This window comes from Bradyrhizobium sp. USDA 4369 (genome assembly GCF_054056435.1).
Genome location: NZ_JBSRYH010000001.1, coordinates 3,873,906 through 3,888,248 on the forward strand (window position 1 = coordinate 3,873,906; position 14,343 = coordinate 3,888,248).

Annotated in this window: 15 protein-coding genes; 7 read left to right on the forward strand and 8 right to left on the reverse strand. The window is 64.9% G+C overall.

The features are described 5' to 3' along the window. Positions 1 to 56: 56 nt before the first annotated feature. From ACVIJ6_RS17510 to ACVIJ6_RS17525, 4 genes are all read right to left on the reverse strand, one after another. Positions 57 to 1,142 carry a tetratricopeptide repeat protein gene (locus ACVIJ6_RS17510; RefSeq protein WP_456773685.1) on the reverse strand — a complete coding sequence of 362 codons (1,086 nt, stop codon included), beginning with the start codon at positions 1,140 to 1,142 and terminating at the stop codon, positions 57 to 59. A gap of 8 nt (positions 1,143 to 1,150) precedes the next feature. Continuing rightward, positions 1,151 to 2,329 carry a tetratricopeptide repeat protein gene (locus ACVIJ6_RS17515; RefSeq protein WP_456773686.1) on the reverse strand — a complete coding sequence of 393 codons (1,179 nt, stop codon included), beginning with the start codon at positions 2,327 to 2,329 and terminating at the stop codon, positions 1,151 to 1,153. Positions 2,330 to 2,401: 72 nt separating this feature from the next. Continuing rightward, the gene (locus tag ACVIJ6_RS17520; protein WP_456773687.1) at positions 2,402 to 3,790 is read right to left on the reverse strand and encodes a sensor histidine kinase; all 1,389 of its coding nucleotides are present in this window, start codon (positions 3,788 to 3,790) and stop codon (positions 2,402 to 2,404) included. Beyond that, the gene (locus ACVIJ6_RS17525; RefSeq protein ID WP_456773688.1) at positions 3,765 to 4,430 is read right to left on the reverse strand and encodes a response regulator; all 666 of its coding nucleotides are present in this window, start codon (positions 4,428 to 4,430) and stop codon (positions 3,765 to 3,767) included. The genes ACVIJ6_RS17520 and ACVIJ6_RS17525 overlap by 26 nt, the downstream gene beginning before the upstream one ends. Before the next feature lie 120 nt (positions 4,431 to 4,550). Between ACVIJ6_RS17525 and ACVIJ6_RS17530 the strand changes: the two genes are divergently transcribed. From ACVIJ6_RS17530 to ACVIJ6_RS17555, 6 genes are all read left to right on the forward strand, one after another. Continuing rightward, complete coding sequence (locus ACVIJ6_RS17530) at positions 4,551 to 5,330, forward strand: ABC transporter ATP-binding protein (protein ID WP_456773689.1); 780 nt, start codon at positions 4,551 to 4,553, stop codon at positions 5,328 to 5,330. Between the two features lie 17 nt (positions 5,331 to 5,347). Next, complete coding sequence (locus ACVIJ6_RS17535; RefSeq protein ID WP_456773690.1) at positions 5,348 to 6,214, forward strand: ABC transporter permease; 867 nt, start codon at positions 5,348 to 5,350, stop codon at positions 6,212 to 6,214. 41 nt (positions 6,215 to 6,255) lie between these two features. Continuing rightward, positions 6,256 to 7,272 (forward strand): ABC transporter substrate-binding protein, encoded by a 1,017-nt coding sequence (locus ACVIJ6_RS17540; RefSeq protein WP_456773691.1) that lies wholly within the window; start codon positions 6,256 to 6,258, stop codon positions 7,270 to 7,272. A 177-nt stretch (positions 7,273 to 7,449) separates the two neighbouring features. Next, positions 7,450 to 8,061, forward strand: a complete 612-nt coding sequence (locus ACVIJ6_RS17545) for a LemA family protein (RefSeq protein ID WP_012046524.1) — start codon at positions 7,450 to 7,452, stop codon at positions 8,059 to 8,061. Between the two features lie 15 nt (positions 8,062 to 8,076). After that, positions 8,077 to 8,973 (forward strand): TPM domain-containing protein, encoded by an 897-nt coding sequence (locus tag ACVIJ6_RS17550; protein ID WP_456773692.1) that lies wholly within the window; start codon positions 8,077 to 8,079, stop codon positions 8,971 to 8,973. 10 nt (positions 8,974 to 8,983) lie between these two features. Then, a complete protein-coding gene (locus tag ACVIJ6_RS17555; protein WP_456773693.1) occupies positions 8,984 to 9,481 on the forward strand; it encodes a TPM domain-containing protein in 498 nt (165 codons plus the stop codon). A gap of 157 nt (positions 9,482 to 9,638) precedes the next feature. On the opposite strand, the gene ACVIJ6_RS17560 is transcribed toward ACVIJ6_RS17555, so the two are convergent. Further along, the gene (locus tag ACVIJ6_RS17560; RefSeq protein ID WP_456773694.1) at positions 9,639 to 10,622 is read right to left on the reverse strand and encodes a helix-turn-helix transcriptional regulator; all 984 of its coding nucleotides are present in this window, start codon (positions 10,620 to 10,622) and stop codon (positions 9,639 to 9,641) included. Positions 10,623 to 10,707: 85 nt separating this feature from the next. Here ACVIJ6_RS17560 and ACVIJ6_RS17565 point away from each other — a divergent pair, with 85 nt between their 5' ends. After that, on the forward strand, positions 10,708 to 11,352 hold the full coding sequence (locus ACVIJ6_RS17565) for a glutathione S-transferase family protein (RefSeq protein ID WP_456773695.1): 645 nt from the start codon (positions 10,708 to 10,710) through the stop codon (positions 11,350 to 11,352). A 277-nt stretch (positions 11,353 to 11,629) separates the two neighbouring features. Here ACVIJ6_RS17565 and ACVIJ6_RS17570 read toward each other — a convergent pair whose 3' ends face one another. The 3 genes from ACVIJ6_RS17570 to ACVIJ6_RS17580 all read right to left on the reverse strand — a co-directional run bounded on the left by ACVIJ6_RS17570 (position 11,630) and on the right by ACVIJ6_RS17580 (position 13,807). Next, positions 11,630 to 12,370, reverse strand: coding sequence for an FkbM family methyltransferase (locus ACVIJ6_RS17570; RefSeq protein ID WP_456773696.1), 741 nt, complete (start codon positions 12,368 to 12,370; stop codon positions 11,630 to 11,632). A 313-nt stretch (positions 12,371 to 12,683) separates the two neighbouring features. Continuing rightward, positions 12,684 to 13,484 carry an FkbM family methyltransferase gene (locus ACVIJ6_RS17575; protein ID WP_456773697.1) on the reverse strand — a complete coding sequence of 267 codons (801 nt, stop codon included), beginning with the start codon at positions 13,482 to 13,484 and terminating at the stop codon, positions 12,684 to 12,686. Positions 13,485 to 13,498: 14 nt separating this feature from the next. Then, on the reverse strand, positions 13,499 to 13,807 hold the full coding sequence (locus ACVIJ6_RS17580) for a hypothetical protein (RefSeq protein ID WP_456773698.1): 309 nt from the start codon (positions 13,805 to 13,807) through the stop codon (positions 13,499 to 13,501). Between the last annotated feature and the right edge of the window lie 536 nt (positions 13,808 to 14,343).

The window sequence follows — 14,343 nt, forward strand, 5'->3', positions numbered from 1 at the left end:
TCCGCTGCTTGCCAGCGTGCGGATGCGGCAGTCACCACGTGGCAGCAGATGAGATTCTATCCGCGAATGGTGATGCCGCGGCCGCAAGCGTTGTTGATGAAGCAGGCGCGTAGCGCGTCGTCGAGCTGGTCGGACCGCTTCCCGTCCAGACTGAGGTCTGGAAAGCCGTGGCCGCGCAGATAGACCTGCATCTGCAGGACGGCGCGATTGCCGCCCAGCGTGACGATGGTTTCGAGGTCCTGCTTCGCCTCCGGCTCCTGACCGGTCCGGGTCAGGATCAGAGCACGCTGAACATACATGTTGACGAGGTCGGGCCGAACTGGGCCTGGAAGGGCCCGTTTCCCTGGCGGACCGAGAACCCTGTTCAAGTCGGCAAGCGCACCGCCGTCATCTCCCATGCCAGCCAGGATCGTTGCCCGCATCTGCAGCGCTTGCAAATCGGACTGCGCGGCGAGCATTGCATCGAGGTCTTCCTTGGCGCCCGCCGTCTTGCCGGTCTGCAGCCGAATCTCAGCGCGGGTCATGCGCGTTCGCCGCTCGTCGGGCTCGAGCGCGATGGCCCTATCGAGATCCGCTTCCGCCTGCTCCGGTCTGCCGCTCCGGTTCGAGAGGAGAGCGCGGATCCAGAGCGCATCGACCGACGAGGGATTGAGCGTGACGGCCTTGGTGGCCAGTTCGAGCCCAGCCTGATCGTCCTGACCGATCAGGATGAAGGCCATGGTTGCCAGCGCATCGGCATTGTCGCCATCGGCCTGCAGCGCCGCAGTCACATCGCGGGCGGCCTCGGTGAGCTGGGCCGGTATCCCCAAACGGGCGCGGAGCAGCAGGGCGGACACGTTACCGGGCTGCTCGGTGATCGCAGTATCCAGCTCGGCGATCGCTTGCGGCAGCCTTGCGATCTCGGTGAGTTGCCGCGCGCGGAGAACGCGCTGCCGCGAACGGACATCCGCGGGCAGAGTTGCTGAAACCTCCGGCGGATCGCATTCGCCGCGCGCTCTGGCCGGATAAGGGAGCTTGCATGTTCCGAAACTGAACGAGCGTATCGGGCCGGCCGTGCCCAGCGCGTCTTCCGCGCGCGAGGGCGTGCTCATCAGCTCGGCAATCAGGATGAGCGGAATGGCGAAGCGCATGCGGAATGTCATCGGCGCCCTCACTTGCAGAGCTTGTCGAGCATGCAGGCGCGGATTGCGTCCTTGAAGTCGGGCGTCAGTTCGTCAGGCGCCTCGCTCGAGCGCCAGTAGCCGGCGGTGCGTAGCGCCAGAACTGTCCGCTTGAGCACGGACTCCTCGGTGGTCACGGCCTGGATCATGTCGTCGAAGGCGAGGTCGGCCTCGTCGAGCTCCCGGTGCATCAATGCGCGCATGCGAAAGGCCTCACCGGACGGAGGATCGATTCTCGCGGCGCGATCGAAGTCGGCGAGAGCTTCCCGAAATTGCTGGCGCTTGGCGTGAAGGAGCCCGAGGTCGAAAAATGTCTCATATTGCTCGGATCCCAGCGATCTTGCTTCCTGCAGGTCGGCAAACGCCTCCTGCTCGCGTCCGGCTCGGTAGGTCAGGAAATGCCCACGCGCCGTGAGCGAGAGGGCAGATCGGCGATAGGTCACGGCGGCGTTCAAGTCCTGCTCGGCGCGATCGAACTGGCCGAGCGTCCAGTGGATGCGGGCGCGGTTCTTCAGAGCCATGATGTAGAAATCGAGCCGGTTGCCGCGATGGTCGAAATAAGGCTTGAGATTGATCTCGTCGGGACCGAGCGCAACCAGCGCATCGGCTGTCTTCAACGCCACGTCGAAACGGCGCAGGCCCTGATTGCTGGTGCTGCTGAACAGCAGCGCATAAGGGTTCCTCGGCGCGATCGCTAGCGCCATGGCATAATAGCGGTCCGCGGTGCGATAATCACCGGCGTCCTCATACAGGCCGCCGACGCGCCAGATCGCGTCCGGGTTCGAGGGGTTGAGCGTCAGCACCTTCTCGATGAGTGATCTGCCCAACGTGCCGTCGCCGAGGCGGGACGCCGTCGATGAGCGCGACAGCAGCAGCTCCTCATCGGTGGGGAGGAGCGCGATGGCCGCATCGTAATCCTGTGCCGCGAGGGTCCAGCGCTTGGTGTAATAGTAGCCCGAACCGCGGACCGACAGGGCGCGGCCGCGTTCGGCTGCCGGCTTGGCGTCATCGGCGATGAGTCTGGAGCAGGCCGTGATGACGCTCTCGGGATCGCTCCTGAGCTGCGAGGATGCACACGCGCCAGCGTCCTGCGCGGCAGCTAATCCCGGTGTGGCGAACGACAGAAGGACGATTGCTGCGACACATTGGCGAATGGCAGGTCGGATCATCGCGGCTCCCCGAAGCAGGGCAACCGAATATCGGGAATTTCAAAAAACGCGTGTAATGAAACAACTAAAGGTTTAGCGATGGCGATCGGAGAGCGAAGCCGGGATATCCAACCGCACGCTGAAATCGCCGTCGCCGCCCGCAAAGTGCAAGCCGCCGCCATGGGCCTGGGCGACGTCGGCTGCGATGGCGAGGCCGAGGCCTGAGCCGTGCGAGCCAGCGCCTTTCTGGAAAGGCGCCAGCAGGCGCCGCTGCGCGTCAACAGCGATGCCTGGTCCGTCGTCCCACACCACGATCGCGACCTGCGTCGACGCTCTCTCCACCGTCACCATCAGCCTCGTTCGCGCCCCATGCACCAAAGCGTTGTGGATGAGATTGGCGAGCGCCTCGCGCAGGCTGATGGCATCTGCGGCGATCACGGCGTCATCCTGCGACGCGACGAAGCTGACGGAGACCTCGCGATCCAGCGACAAGGGCACGCTCTGCGACAGCACCGACTTCGCCAGCGCGTTGATGTCGGTCGCCGCGAAGCGCGGCGCCTGGGCGCGGTGCTGGATCATCGCGTGATCGAGCAATTGGCTGGTGAGTCGGGCGAGGTCCGCGATGCGGCCGCGCAGCCGGTCGAGCGCCTTGGGATCCCTGGTCTGGTCGGCCAGCAGCTCGACCTCGGCATCGACAGCGGCGAGCGGCGTGCGCAATTGGTGGGTGGCGTCGGCGATGAAGCGCTGCATCAGCGTGATACGCTCGGACAGGCGCTGCATGAAGCCGTCGATGGCGCCGACCAAAGCGCGCACCTCGCGCGGGGGTGTCATGGCGATGGGGCTGAGATCATCCGGGCGCCGCCTGACGATCTCGGCCTCGATCCGCGTCAGCGGGGCGAACACCAGCCGGAGACACAGCGCGGTCGCGACCAGCGCCAGCAGGCTCATCGCCGCGATCAGGCCGATGGCCTTCGACGCCAGATCCCAGGTCAGGCCGTCGCGGGCGCGCAAGGTCTGCGCCAGCACGATCGCGCTCCAGCCGTCGCCAGGCGCGCCGTCGAGCCGGCGCGCCACGGCGGCAATCCGCACCGGCTGGTCGCGATAGACGCCGTCGCGCAGCACGACGCCCTCCCGGAGCGCCGCAGCCGGCGCGCTGATGGTGAGATCATCATAGCCGGCGACCACGACGCCGCGCGGATCGGTGACGCGATAGAACACCAGGTCATAGGCCGACAAGGTCGCGAAGGCCGCGGCCGGCGGATCGAGCGTCACCACGCCACCCTGCATGTAGATGTTCTCGGCGATCTGCACGGCGCCGCCGGCGAGCAGCCTGTCATAGGCGTCGCGCGCCGCGGTCGCGGCATATTGCCAGGCGGCGAGGCTGAGCACGACCGCGCCCACGGCCAGGATCGCGCCGATCGCGATCAGCAGACGCGCGCGCAGCGACGTCCTGAGGTCACGAAGCGTGGAGCTGATAGCCAAGGCCGCGCTCGGTCTTGATCTCGACGGAGGTCGCCGCCAGCTTGCGCCGGAGCCGCGCGATGAACTGCTCGACGGCGTTCGGGCTCGGGTCCTGGTCGAAGCTGAACAGCTGCTCGATCAACTCCTCCTTGGCGACGTAGCGGCCCGGCCGCGCGGCGAGAATTTCCAGCACGGTCAGCTCGCGCCGGGTCAGGTCCAGCGGTTGGCCGGCGACGCTCGCGGTGCGGCCGGCGCGGTCGATCACCAGCGGCCCGAGCGTCAGCAGATTGTCGGACTGCCCGGCAGCGCGCCGCAGCAGCGCGCGGGCGCGCGCCTCCAGCTCGCGATAGTCGAACGGCTTGATCAGATAATCGTCGGCGCCGAGGTCGAGCGCGCCGATGCGGTCGTCGACCGCCGAGCGCGCCGTCAGCACCAGCACCGGCGTGCGCAGGCCGCGCTTGCGCAGATGCTTGAGCACGGCGAAGCCGTCCATGTTCGGCAGCATCACGTCGAGCACGATCAGGTCATAGGTCTGCACCTCGATCAGCTCGCTCGCGGTCCGGCCGTCCTTTTCCCAATCGACGGCATAGCCGATCCGTTCGAACCGGCTGGTCACGGCGGCGCCGATCTCGGGCGTGTCTTCCACCAGCAGGATACGCAAGGTCTCGTTGTCCGCCTCGGAGTCAGGTTCGCGTCAGTCTCCTCCTCTATCACTTCGCATAAGGGCGCCGAAGTGCACTAGGCGAAATTTCGCACTGCAATATAAAGGAGGGGAGGACGCATGACCGTCCATCAATCGCAATCCCAGTTCGAGCCGCTGCTCTTGGTCGAGGGCGTGACGCTGCAGTACAAGACGCCGGACACGTTGGTCACGGCGACCTATCGCGTCGATTTCAAGGTCTTCGATTCCGATCGCTTCGTGCTGCTCGGCCCCTCCGGCTGCGGCAAGTCGACGCTGCTGAAGGCGATCGGCGGTTATCTGAAGCCGACCGAAGGCCGTATCCGCCTCAAGGGCCACGACGTCACCGAGCCCGGGCCGGACCGCATGATGGTGTTCCAGGAGTTCGACCAGCTGTTGCCCTGGAAGACGGTGCGCGAGAACGTGGTGTTCGCGCTGACCGCCAGCGGCCGGCTCGGCGCAGCCGAGGCCAATGAACGGGCGAGGTCCTATATCGACAAGGTCGGCCTGACCAAGTTCATCGATTCCTATCCGCACATGTTGTCTGGCGGCATGAAGCAGCGCGTGGCGATCGCCCGGGGCATGGCGATGGAGCCGGACGTGCTGCTGATGGACGAGCCGTTTGCCGCATTGGACGCGCTGACCCGGCGCAAGATGCAGGACGAGCTCTTGCAGCTTTGGCAGGACACCCGCTTCACGGTGCTGTTCGTGACGCATTCGATCGAGGAGGCGATCAAGATCGGCTCGCGCATCCTCTTGCTGTCGCCGCATCCGGGCCGCGTCCGCGCCGAGCTCAACAGCGTGCCGCCGGGCACCATGGGCTCGCCCGAGCAGATCGCGCTCGAAGGCCGCATCAACGACATGCTGTTCGGCCAGCACTGAGACACCAGGAGAGCATCATGAGCGAGACGCTGGCGCTGCGCCCCGAAATCGTCAATGCGGAGACGCCCCTCGGCGACGTCAAGGTCGAGGCAAGCCTGTCCATCATCGAGCGGATCTATCACGTCGGTGCGGTCCGCAAGGCCATCATCCTGGTGGCCTTGGCCGCGCTGTGGCAGGCCTATGGATTGTGGCTCGGCAACCCCTTGCTGTTCCCGACCTTCACCGACACGCTCTCCGCGTTCTTCGAGAACATCGCCAATGGCGTGATCCCGGCGCGGACGCTGGTGTCTCTGGAGACGCTGCTGATCGGCTACGGCATCGGCATCGCGCTCGCGGCCGTGCTGACCACAATCGCGATCGGCTCGCGGATCGGCGCCGACATGCTGGAGGCGCTGACGTCGATGTTCAATCCGCTGCCGGCGATCGCATTGCTGCCGCTGGCGCTGATCTGGTTCGGCCTCGGCAAGGGCAGCATCATCTTCGTGCTGGTGCATTCGGTGCTGTGGGCGATCGCGCTCAACACCCATTCCGGCTTCCGCTCGGTCTCCAACACCTTGCGCATGGTCGGCCTGAACTACGGCCTGCGCGGGCTGAAGCTGGTGCGCTTCATCCTGATCCCCGCCGCCTTCCCGGCCATCCTCACCGGCCTGAAAGTCGGCTGGGCCTTCGCCTGGCGCACTTTGATCGCGGCCGAGCTGGTGTTCGGCGTGTCCTCCGGCGCGGGTGGCCTCGGCTGGTTCATCTTCGAGAACCGCAACCAGCTGGAGACGGCGAACGTCTTCGCCGGCCTGTTCACCGTGATCTTCATCGGCCTCGTCGTCGAGAACGTCGTGTTCGCCACGATCGAGCGCAAGACGGTGCGGCGCTGGGGCATGCAGCACTGATTTCGGCTATAACCATAACAACAAGGGATAAGGAGACGAAGATGTCCTGGAGCAAATCACTCGCGGCGGCCGCGATCGGTGTCGCTGCGCTGTTCGGCGCCACCGGTGCGGCGCTGGCCGAGGTCAAGGAGGTCAGGCTCTCCAAGGGCTATGGCATCCTCTATCTGCCGCTGATCGTGATGGAGGATCAGAAGCTGATGGAGAAGCACGCCGAGAAAGCCGGGCTCGGTCCGTTCAAGGTGAGCTGGCAGCTGCTCGACGGCGGCAACATCATCAACGACGCGATGATGGCCGGCTCGCTCGACATCGCCGGCACCGGCGCGCCCGGCTTCATCACGCTGTGGGCCAAGGCCAAGGGCATTCCCGCGGTGGAGGTGGTCGGCGTCAGCGGGCTCAGCTCGACCTCGCTGTGGATGAACACCAACAATCCCGAGATCAAATCGCTGAAGGACTTCAAGGCCGGCGACAAGATCGCGCTGCCGGGCATCAAGACCTCGCTGTCGGCCGTGATGCTGCAGATGATGGCGGCGCATGAGTTCGGCAAGGAGAACTACGCCAAGCTCGATCCGATGACGGTCGGCCTGCCGCATCCGGAAGCGGTGGCGGCGCTGATCTCGGGCAAGACCGAGATATCAGCGCATTTCACCTCGCCGCCATTCTCCTATATCGAGCTGAAGGATTCCAAGATCCATCGCGTCGCCAATTCGGCCGACGTGCTCGGACGGCTGACAATGGACGTGGTGTTCGCGCCGAAGCGCTTCGTGGACGCCAATCCGAAGGTCGTGCAGGCCTTCCTCGACGCGCTCGACGAGGCCTGCACCTTGATCGCCAATGACAAGGCCGCCGCGGCCGAGATCTATGCCCGCACCGCCAAGGTGAAGACCACCAAGGAGGAGGTGCTGGAGATGCTGCAGGACAAGGACACCTGGTTCTCCGCGACGCCCGAGGGTGTACTCAAGATCGCCGAGTTCATGCACAGCGTCGGCTCGATCAAGGTCAAGCCGGCGAGCTGGCAGGACATGTTCGTGACCCAATTGCGCGACCGCAACGGCAGCTGAACGGCCTATTGCGGGGCGACTGATACGCATCCGCATGGCGAATCGGCGCCCCACCGGTTCCCTGAACCCGCGCCCCGGCCGCCGAGACACATGTCCGGCGGCCGGTGCCGTCATTGCGCCGTCGCCAAAGCTGTGCTGTGTGAGGGCGGCACAACCGGACGAACAGGGGGACGCGCGATGCGGAAATTGCTGACCGTGCTGGCGGCGCTGATGACGCTGAGCCTGACCAATTGCGGCTACAACGCCATCCAGACCAATGACGAACAGGTCAAGGCAGCCTGGTCGGAGGTGGTCAACCAGTATCAGCGCCGCGCCGATCTGGTGCCCAACCTCGTCAACAGCGTGAAGGGTTTTGCGCAGCAGGAAAAGGACGTGCTGCTCGGCGTTACCAACGCCCGCGCCAAGGTCGGCAGCGTCCAGGCCACGCCGGATGTTGTCAACGACCCCGCGGCGCTGCAGAAGTTCCAGGCGGCACAGAGCGAGCTGACCGGCGCGCTGTCGCGGCTCCTCGTCGTCACCGAGAACTATCCGCAGCTGAAATCGGATGCGCTGTTCCGCGACCTGATGTCCCAGCTCGAAGGCACCGAGAATCGCATCACGGTGGCGCGCAACCGCTACATCAAGGCGGTGCAGGAGTATAACGTCGGCATCCGCACCTTCCCGAACAACCTGACCGCGATGGCGTTCGGCTACAAGGAGAAGGCGAACTTCACGGTCGAGAACGAGCGCGAGATCTCGGTCGCGCCGAAGGTCGACTTCAACGCGCCGTCGCCCCAGCCCTCGAAATAGCGGGAGCGCTTCCTCTTGCGCGCATTGTCGGCCGTCAAGGCGCTGCTTGCGACGCTGCTGGTCTGCCTCGCGACGATGGTGCTGGCCGACGTCGCGGTGCCGCCGCTGACCGGCCGCGTCGTCGATCAGACCGGCACGCTGTCGTCGTCGGACATCGCAGGCCTGACGCAGAAGCTGAAGGATCTGGAGACGCGCAAGGGCAGCCAGGTCGCGGTGCTGATCGTGCCGACGACGCAGCCGGAGACGATCGAGCAGTTCTCCATCCGCGTTGCCGAGACCTGGAAGATCGGACGCAAGAAGGTCGATGACGGCGCGCTGCTGGTGATCGCCAAGACCGACCGCAAGCTGCGCATCGAGGTCGGCTACGGCCTCGAAGGCAGTCTGACCGACGTCACCGCGCGACGCATCATCGACGAGGTGATCACGCCGAAGTTCCGCCAGGGTGATTTCGCCGGCGGCATCGACGCCGGTGTCGATCGCATCATCGGCGTGATCAAGGGCGAGACCTTGCCGGTGCCGCAGCCGCAGGCGTCGCATGGCACGGATCTCGATTTCGACTCCCTCACATCGTTCGCGCCGGTGGCGCTGTTCGGCGCGCTGGTGATCGGCGGCATCCTGCGGACCCTGCTTGGCCGCCTGATCGGATCGCTTGCGACCGGCGGCGCCATGGGCGTGATCGCCTGGCTGCTGGTGGGATCGGCCGGGCTCGCGGCGCTCTCAGCCATTGCCGGCTTCGTCATCGCCTTTATTGCCGACAGTTTCGCCGGGATGAACACGCCGGGCAGCCCCCGTCGCGGCGGCTGGACGAGCGGCTCCTCGGGCGGCTGGAGCAGCGGCAGCTCGAGCGACAGCGGCAGCTTCTCCGGCGGCGGCGGCAGTTTCGGCGGCGGCGGCGCCTCGGGCAGCTGGTGAGGCGGACGCAATGAGCATCACACGGATCGGCCGGCATCTCCTGCAGCATCATTGGCAGCTCAAGCGCATCTTCACGCCGGACGTGCTGGCGCGCATCGAGCAGGCGATCCAGGATGGCGAGCGCAGCCATGCCGGCCAACTGCGTTTCGTGGTCGAAGGCGCGCTCGACGGCCGGCCGCTGTGGCGCAACCAGCCGCCGCGCGAGCGCGCGCTCGACCTGTTCTCGCATCTGCGCATCTGGGACACCGCGCACAACAATGGCGTCCTGATCTATCTCCTGCTCGCCGACCGCGATGTCGAGATCATCGCCGACCGCGGCATCCACGCAAAGGTCGGCGCCGCGCGCTGGGAGACGATCTGCCGCATGATGGAAGCGGAGTTTCGCGCCGGCCGCTTCGAGCAGGGCGTGATGCAGGGCATCGCCGCCGTGTCCGCCGAGCTGGCGCAGCACTATCCACCGCACGCCGGCGATCGAAACGAGCTGCCCGACGCCCCGGTGGTGTTGTAGCTCCGATCCTACCAGTCGTGCTCGCTTTGACTGGACATCAGAGCGCTCCACTCTCACCCCGTCATTGCGAGCGAAGCGAAGCACTCCAGAGTCCTTGCCGAGCCCTGGATTGCTTCGCTGCGCTCGCAAAGACGCGGAGAAGGCGGTGGTCTGCAACTTACATCGTCGTCGCAGAGCTGGCGTAACGGTTCGCCATGGCCTGCGCCAGTTCGGCCATCTTGGCGCGGAGCTCGGGCGGATCGAGCACCTCCGCCTCGGAACCAAAGCGCAGCAATTCGCCGGCGGCGTGCCACAGCGTCGTCCCCGTAGGGATGATCGCGATGCGCCAGCCCTCGGCATCGGCGTCGTCGGCGAGCCGCGTGCGCGCTCGCACATAGGGCTGGCTCACCACCTCCAGCAGTTTCACGCCGAGCGGCGACAGCCGCACCGTGGCCTGCTTCGGATGCAGCTCCGCTTCCAGCCGCTCGGTCGCGGCGCGCCAATAGGCGGGGAGATCGAAATCCGCTGGCCGATCGAACGTCTCGCACGTCGCGGTGCAATCGAGAATGCGCGCGACCCGATAGGTGCGCACGCTGCGCTCCACTCGGCCGGCGAGATACCAGCCGCCGCCCTTGAGCACGAGGCCGAGCGGCGCGACGCGGCGGCGCTTCTCGGCGCGCCAGCTCTGATAGCGGATGTCGATCAGGCGATCGGCGAGCAGCGCGTCGGCGATCGCGCGCAGATGCGGCGGTTCCTCGGCCTCGCCGAACCAGCCGGGCGCGTCGAGATGGAAGCGCGCCTGCATCCGTCCGGCATGGGCGCGCAGGTTCTGCGGCAGCGCGGCGACCAGCTTGGTCTGCGCCGCGTTCATCGCGCCGTCGAGGCCGAGCGCCGCGGCCGGGCCTGGCAGCCCCGCCATGAACAGCGCATCGGTTTCCGCCGGCGACAGCCCGTTCAGCCGCACGCGATAGCCGTCGAGCAGGCGGAAGCCGCCTTCGGCGCCGCGCTCGGCATAGACCGGGATGCCGGCGGCGGCGAGCGCGTCGATGTCGCGATAGATCGTGCGCACCGACACCTCGCAGGCCGCCGCGAGCGCGGGCGCGGTGATCTGGCCCTTGGCCTGCAAGGTCGTGAGGATCGAGAGCAGACGGCTGGCGCGCATAGGTCATCAAACCATACCTGACATGGATTGTCAGGTATCCTGTGCGACAAGCTCTCCATCGCAACCGATCAGGGAGGAGACCATCATGTCCGCCGACGACAGGATCACGCTGTATTATTCGCCGCAGACCCGCGCCGCCGGCGCCCGCGTCCTGCTCGAGGAGCTCGGCGCGCCCTACGAACTGCACGTTCTCAACATGAAGGCGGGCGAGCAGCGCAAGCCGGAATTTCTCGCCATCAATCCGCTCGGCAAGGTGCCGACGGTCGGCCATCGCGGCCAGATCGTGACCGAGCAGGTCGCGATCTTCATCTACCTCGCCGATCTCTTTCCGCAGGCCGGGTTGACACCGGCGCTCGACGATATCAGGCGCGGGCCCTATCTGCGCTGGATCGCCTATTATGGTTCGTCGTTCGAGCCCGCGGTGATCGATCATTTCATGAAGCGCGATCCCGCGCCGGTGACGCAGTCGCCTTACGCCGACTATGACACGATGCTCGGCGCGCTCGAAAAGCAGCTCGCCGCCTGGCCGTATCTGCTCGGCGAACGCATGACCGCCGCCGACATCCTCTGGGGTATCGCCTTGAACTGGACGATGATGTTCGGCGTCGTGCCGCGGAACGATGTCTTCGTCCGCTACGCCGAACGCATCACTGCGCGCGCCGCGTTTCAGCGCGTGACCGCCGCCGATGTCGAGATGGCCGCGCAGCACGCGGCGGCCTGCGCGGGCTGATAGCGCCTGGTCGTGTCCGCCGTTCGGTGGATGCCGTGACAGTCCGGAGCAGTCACGGCATCCACCGGGCGAGACATGATTGAGCAACTGGCCAGGCTGGGTTTGCGCGGGTCAACGCTTTCGGCGAGATCGATCCAACTCAGTGAATGCGACAAGATGTCTGTCGGATTAGCAGATCGCTGCATTTGCACCGTTGGAACCTTAGTCGTCCGGAAACAAGAATCCATGCCAGATTGAGTCCTCGCGCTCGGCCTGATCCTGCAGCGCAATCGTTGACTCAACCGCTGCGGCACACGGTCAATTCGCCGCAGTGCGAGAGGGTAAAGCCCCGTCGTTCGATGGCCGCGTGAAATGTGCGTTCGGCGTGGTCTCCGTGGAGCTCGATGACGATGTTGTCGACATGATCGATCCATTCGTCACAAGCCGAGCTGAACAGCGCGGTCTCTGAGCCTTCGATATCGATCTTGAGCAGCGAGATGCGCTGTTGCCCGGCGAGCGCGATCAGCTCCGGCATGGTCACGGCTGTGACAGGCACGGAGTCGTTGTTGGCTTCGATGCGTCGTCCCCACTCCGCTCCCTGCATCATCGTCTGGCGATCGAAAGACAGCCGTTCCTTGCGCGGCCAGATCGCGGCCTGCAGGGTCTTGCATCGGTCGCCATAAGGCTGAAGGTTTCGCTGCAGTAGCGCGAAATTGCCCGGGTCGGGTTCGACCGCGATCAATGTGCAGCTTGGAAATCTCGACAGAAAATAGGCCGACGAGTAGCCGGCATTGGCGCCCAGATCGAGGATCACTTCAGGATTTCGCAGATCGTCCAGGCATCTATATTCGCGCTCGATAAGGATCTGGTTGAAGACGCCCAGGTCGCTCGTTCCGCGCCGCGCGATGACCGCGTGGTCCAGGTGTTTGGACGTCAAACGCAGGACATCCGAACGTCGTCGCTTCTGGATGACGAAGTTGATGGTTGGGAAAATGCCGAGGCTTTCGACGGCCGATCTGTAGAAATCTGTGCGTTTCACGGGAAGCCACTGCCTGAAATATCGCGCCAAGCTACGTCAGGTTTCGACGTCCGCCAACGTCTAATAATTGGCCGCCGGCGCAAGGCGCGGGTCGCTGGACCTGTACAAAGGTGAATTGGGCAAGGGGCTGGGAGGTGTCCCGATGTCGAAATTTTCTGGTGAGGCGCCAGGAAGCCCTGTTGGACTTCGGTGCGTCCGGGCATCGGCTGACCTGCGCTGGGAAGTGAGGACTGCAGAACGTGGCCGATCTCGAGATCGAGCAAGGCCGTGGACGTTGCGTTCCATTGTCCAGCGAGCGATTTGTGGCGCGCGGCTACGAGAGCCGGCGCAAGACGGCGTCGTACTTCTCTGTCGGAACCGCGATCACATCGTGGGATGGCGTGACCAGGGTGTCGGGGTTCATTTCTGTGATCTTGACGCTGAAAAGCGAGCGAGGAATTTCGAGAAACGTGAAGTCCGATTGCCGCAGCAGCCTAATCACGGCGCGCTCGCTGAATCTTGGTTGGTTCTGCTCGTTCGTCTCTAAAATGATCACGTCCGGTCGAATTGATCGTAGTAGCAGCCCCGCGCCAGAAAGAACCTCGTATTCAAATCCTTCAACGTCGATCTTAACCAAGCGGATCTGTTCCAATCCGTCTCTCTCGATCAGATCGGAGAGGCGCTCCACGCGGCAACGGTAATGCTCGGCGTTCGAGGTTTTCGCGTGGTATTTGAATGAGCCCTGGCCGAAATTGCCGCGAGGAACGTGAAGGTCGAGAAAGCCTGGCTGGTTGCCCAGGGCGCATTCATGCAGACAAACGTTCCGGTAATGGTTCTCCCGGAGGCTTTGCTTGAACAGGTCCTGAAGGCGTGGATTCGGTTCGAAGGCATGGATACGCCCTTCAGGTCCTACACAACGCGCCATCGTAAGCGAGACAAGACCGATATTGGCGCCGATGTCGATGGCCGTGTCGCCGGTCCGCAGGATTCGTCGACAAAGCCATGTGAGCTTTCTGTCGTAGTCGCCAGTGAAGAAGACGCAACGGCCGATTGCGTCATTGAGGCTGACGAGCAGTTTGCCGCCGGGAGAGGGACACCATCCGAACCCCGATGAGCTACGCAACAGGCGAGACATTGGCGACGAATTGATCAGTTGGTAATTGCCGCTGTAGAGCGGATATCGTCGGCAAATTTTCGCAAGTATGTCCAGGAGTGGAGACATGCCGCGAGGCTATCGCGCAGCGCGAAACCTGTCCAGAAGGAGGCCGCGCCTGCCTCGTAGCTACGACGAACTTTCTCATGCACGACGCGGTGCATAGGCCATCCTCTCTTTTCGTGTCTCCCAGCCCGACGAGCAATTCCCGCATGCGCGCTCTGCACAAACTGCCCGTCGAGCCAGTTTGTCGCATGCTTGGCGGCTTGTTGTGTCGGGCAAATCACCACGATGATCCCGGCCATCCCGCCTGCAATGAAGAGGGCGTTTCGGCCGATCGTCACGAGGCGTAGCAGCGGGGAGCGGTGGACGTATCGGGCTTGGGGTTCTGCGCGAGCAGGCCGACGAGCAAGTCCGGTGCGGACGGTCAAGTCGTAGGGTCCTGGCATCCCGATGCCGATGCCACGCTTGCGGCGGCGCTGACGTGCTGCGCAGGCAACGGTGACCAGAAAGCCCGGCGCACCGGGGAGACTACGAAGCAGCCGCTAAACCATCGCGCAGGGAAGGCCGGGTCGTTCCGGCTGAGCCTGTGGTTCCTTCCCCGTGCTTTTTGTTCGCACGGGGGCCGCGGGTGCCAGTCGGCACTCGGTCTTCCCTGCGCCCTCCGAACACATGGAGGTGATGACGACGGCAATGCCTCGGGCCTGGCGGCCGCGGGAGCCTACGGCGCTGTGCCCATGGTGGATGTCCTGGACGCGTTTGCTGCGGGCGCGGCCGTTAACGATGAATATTCAAGCACCGCTTGCCACATCCGCTCCACTTTATCGGCGCAAATCCGCCC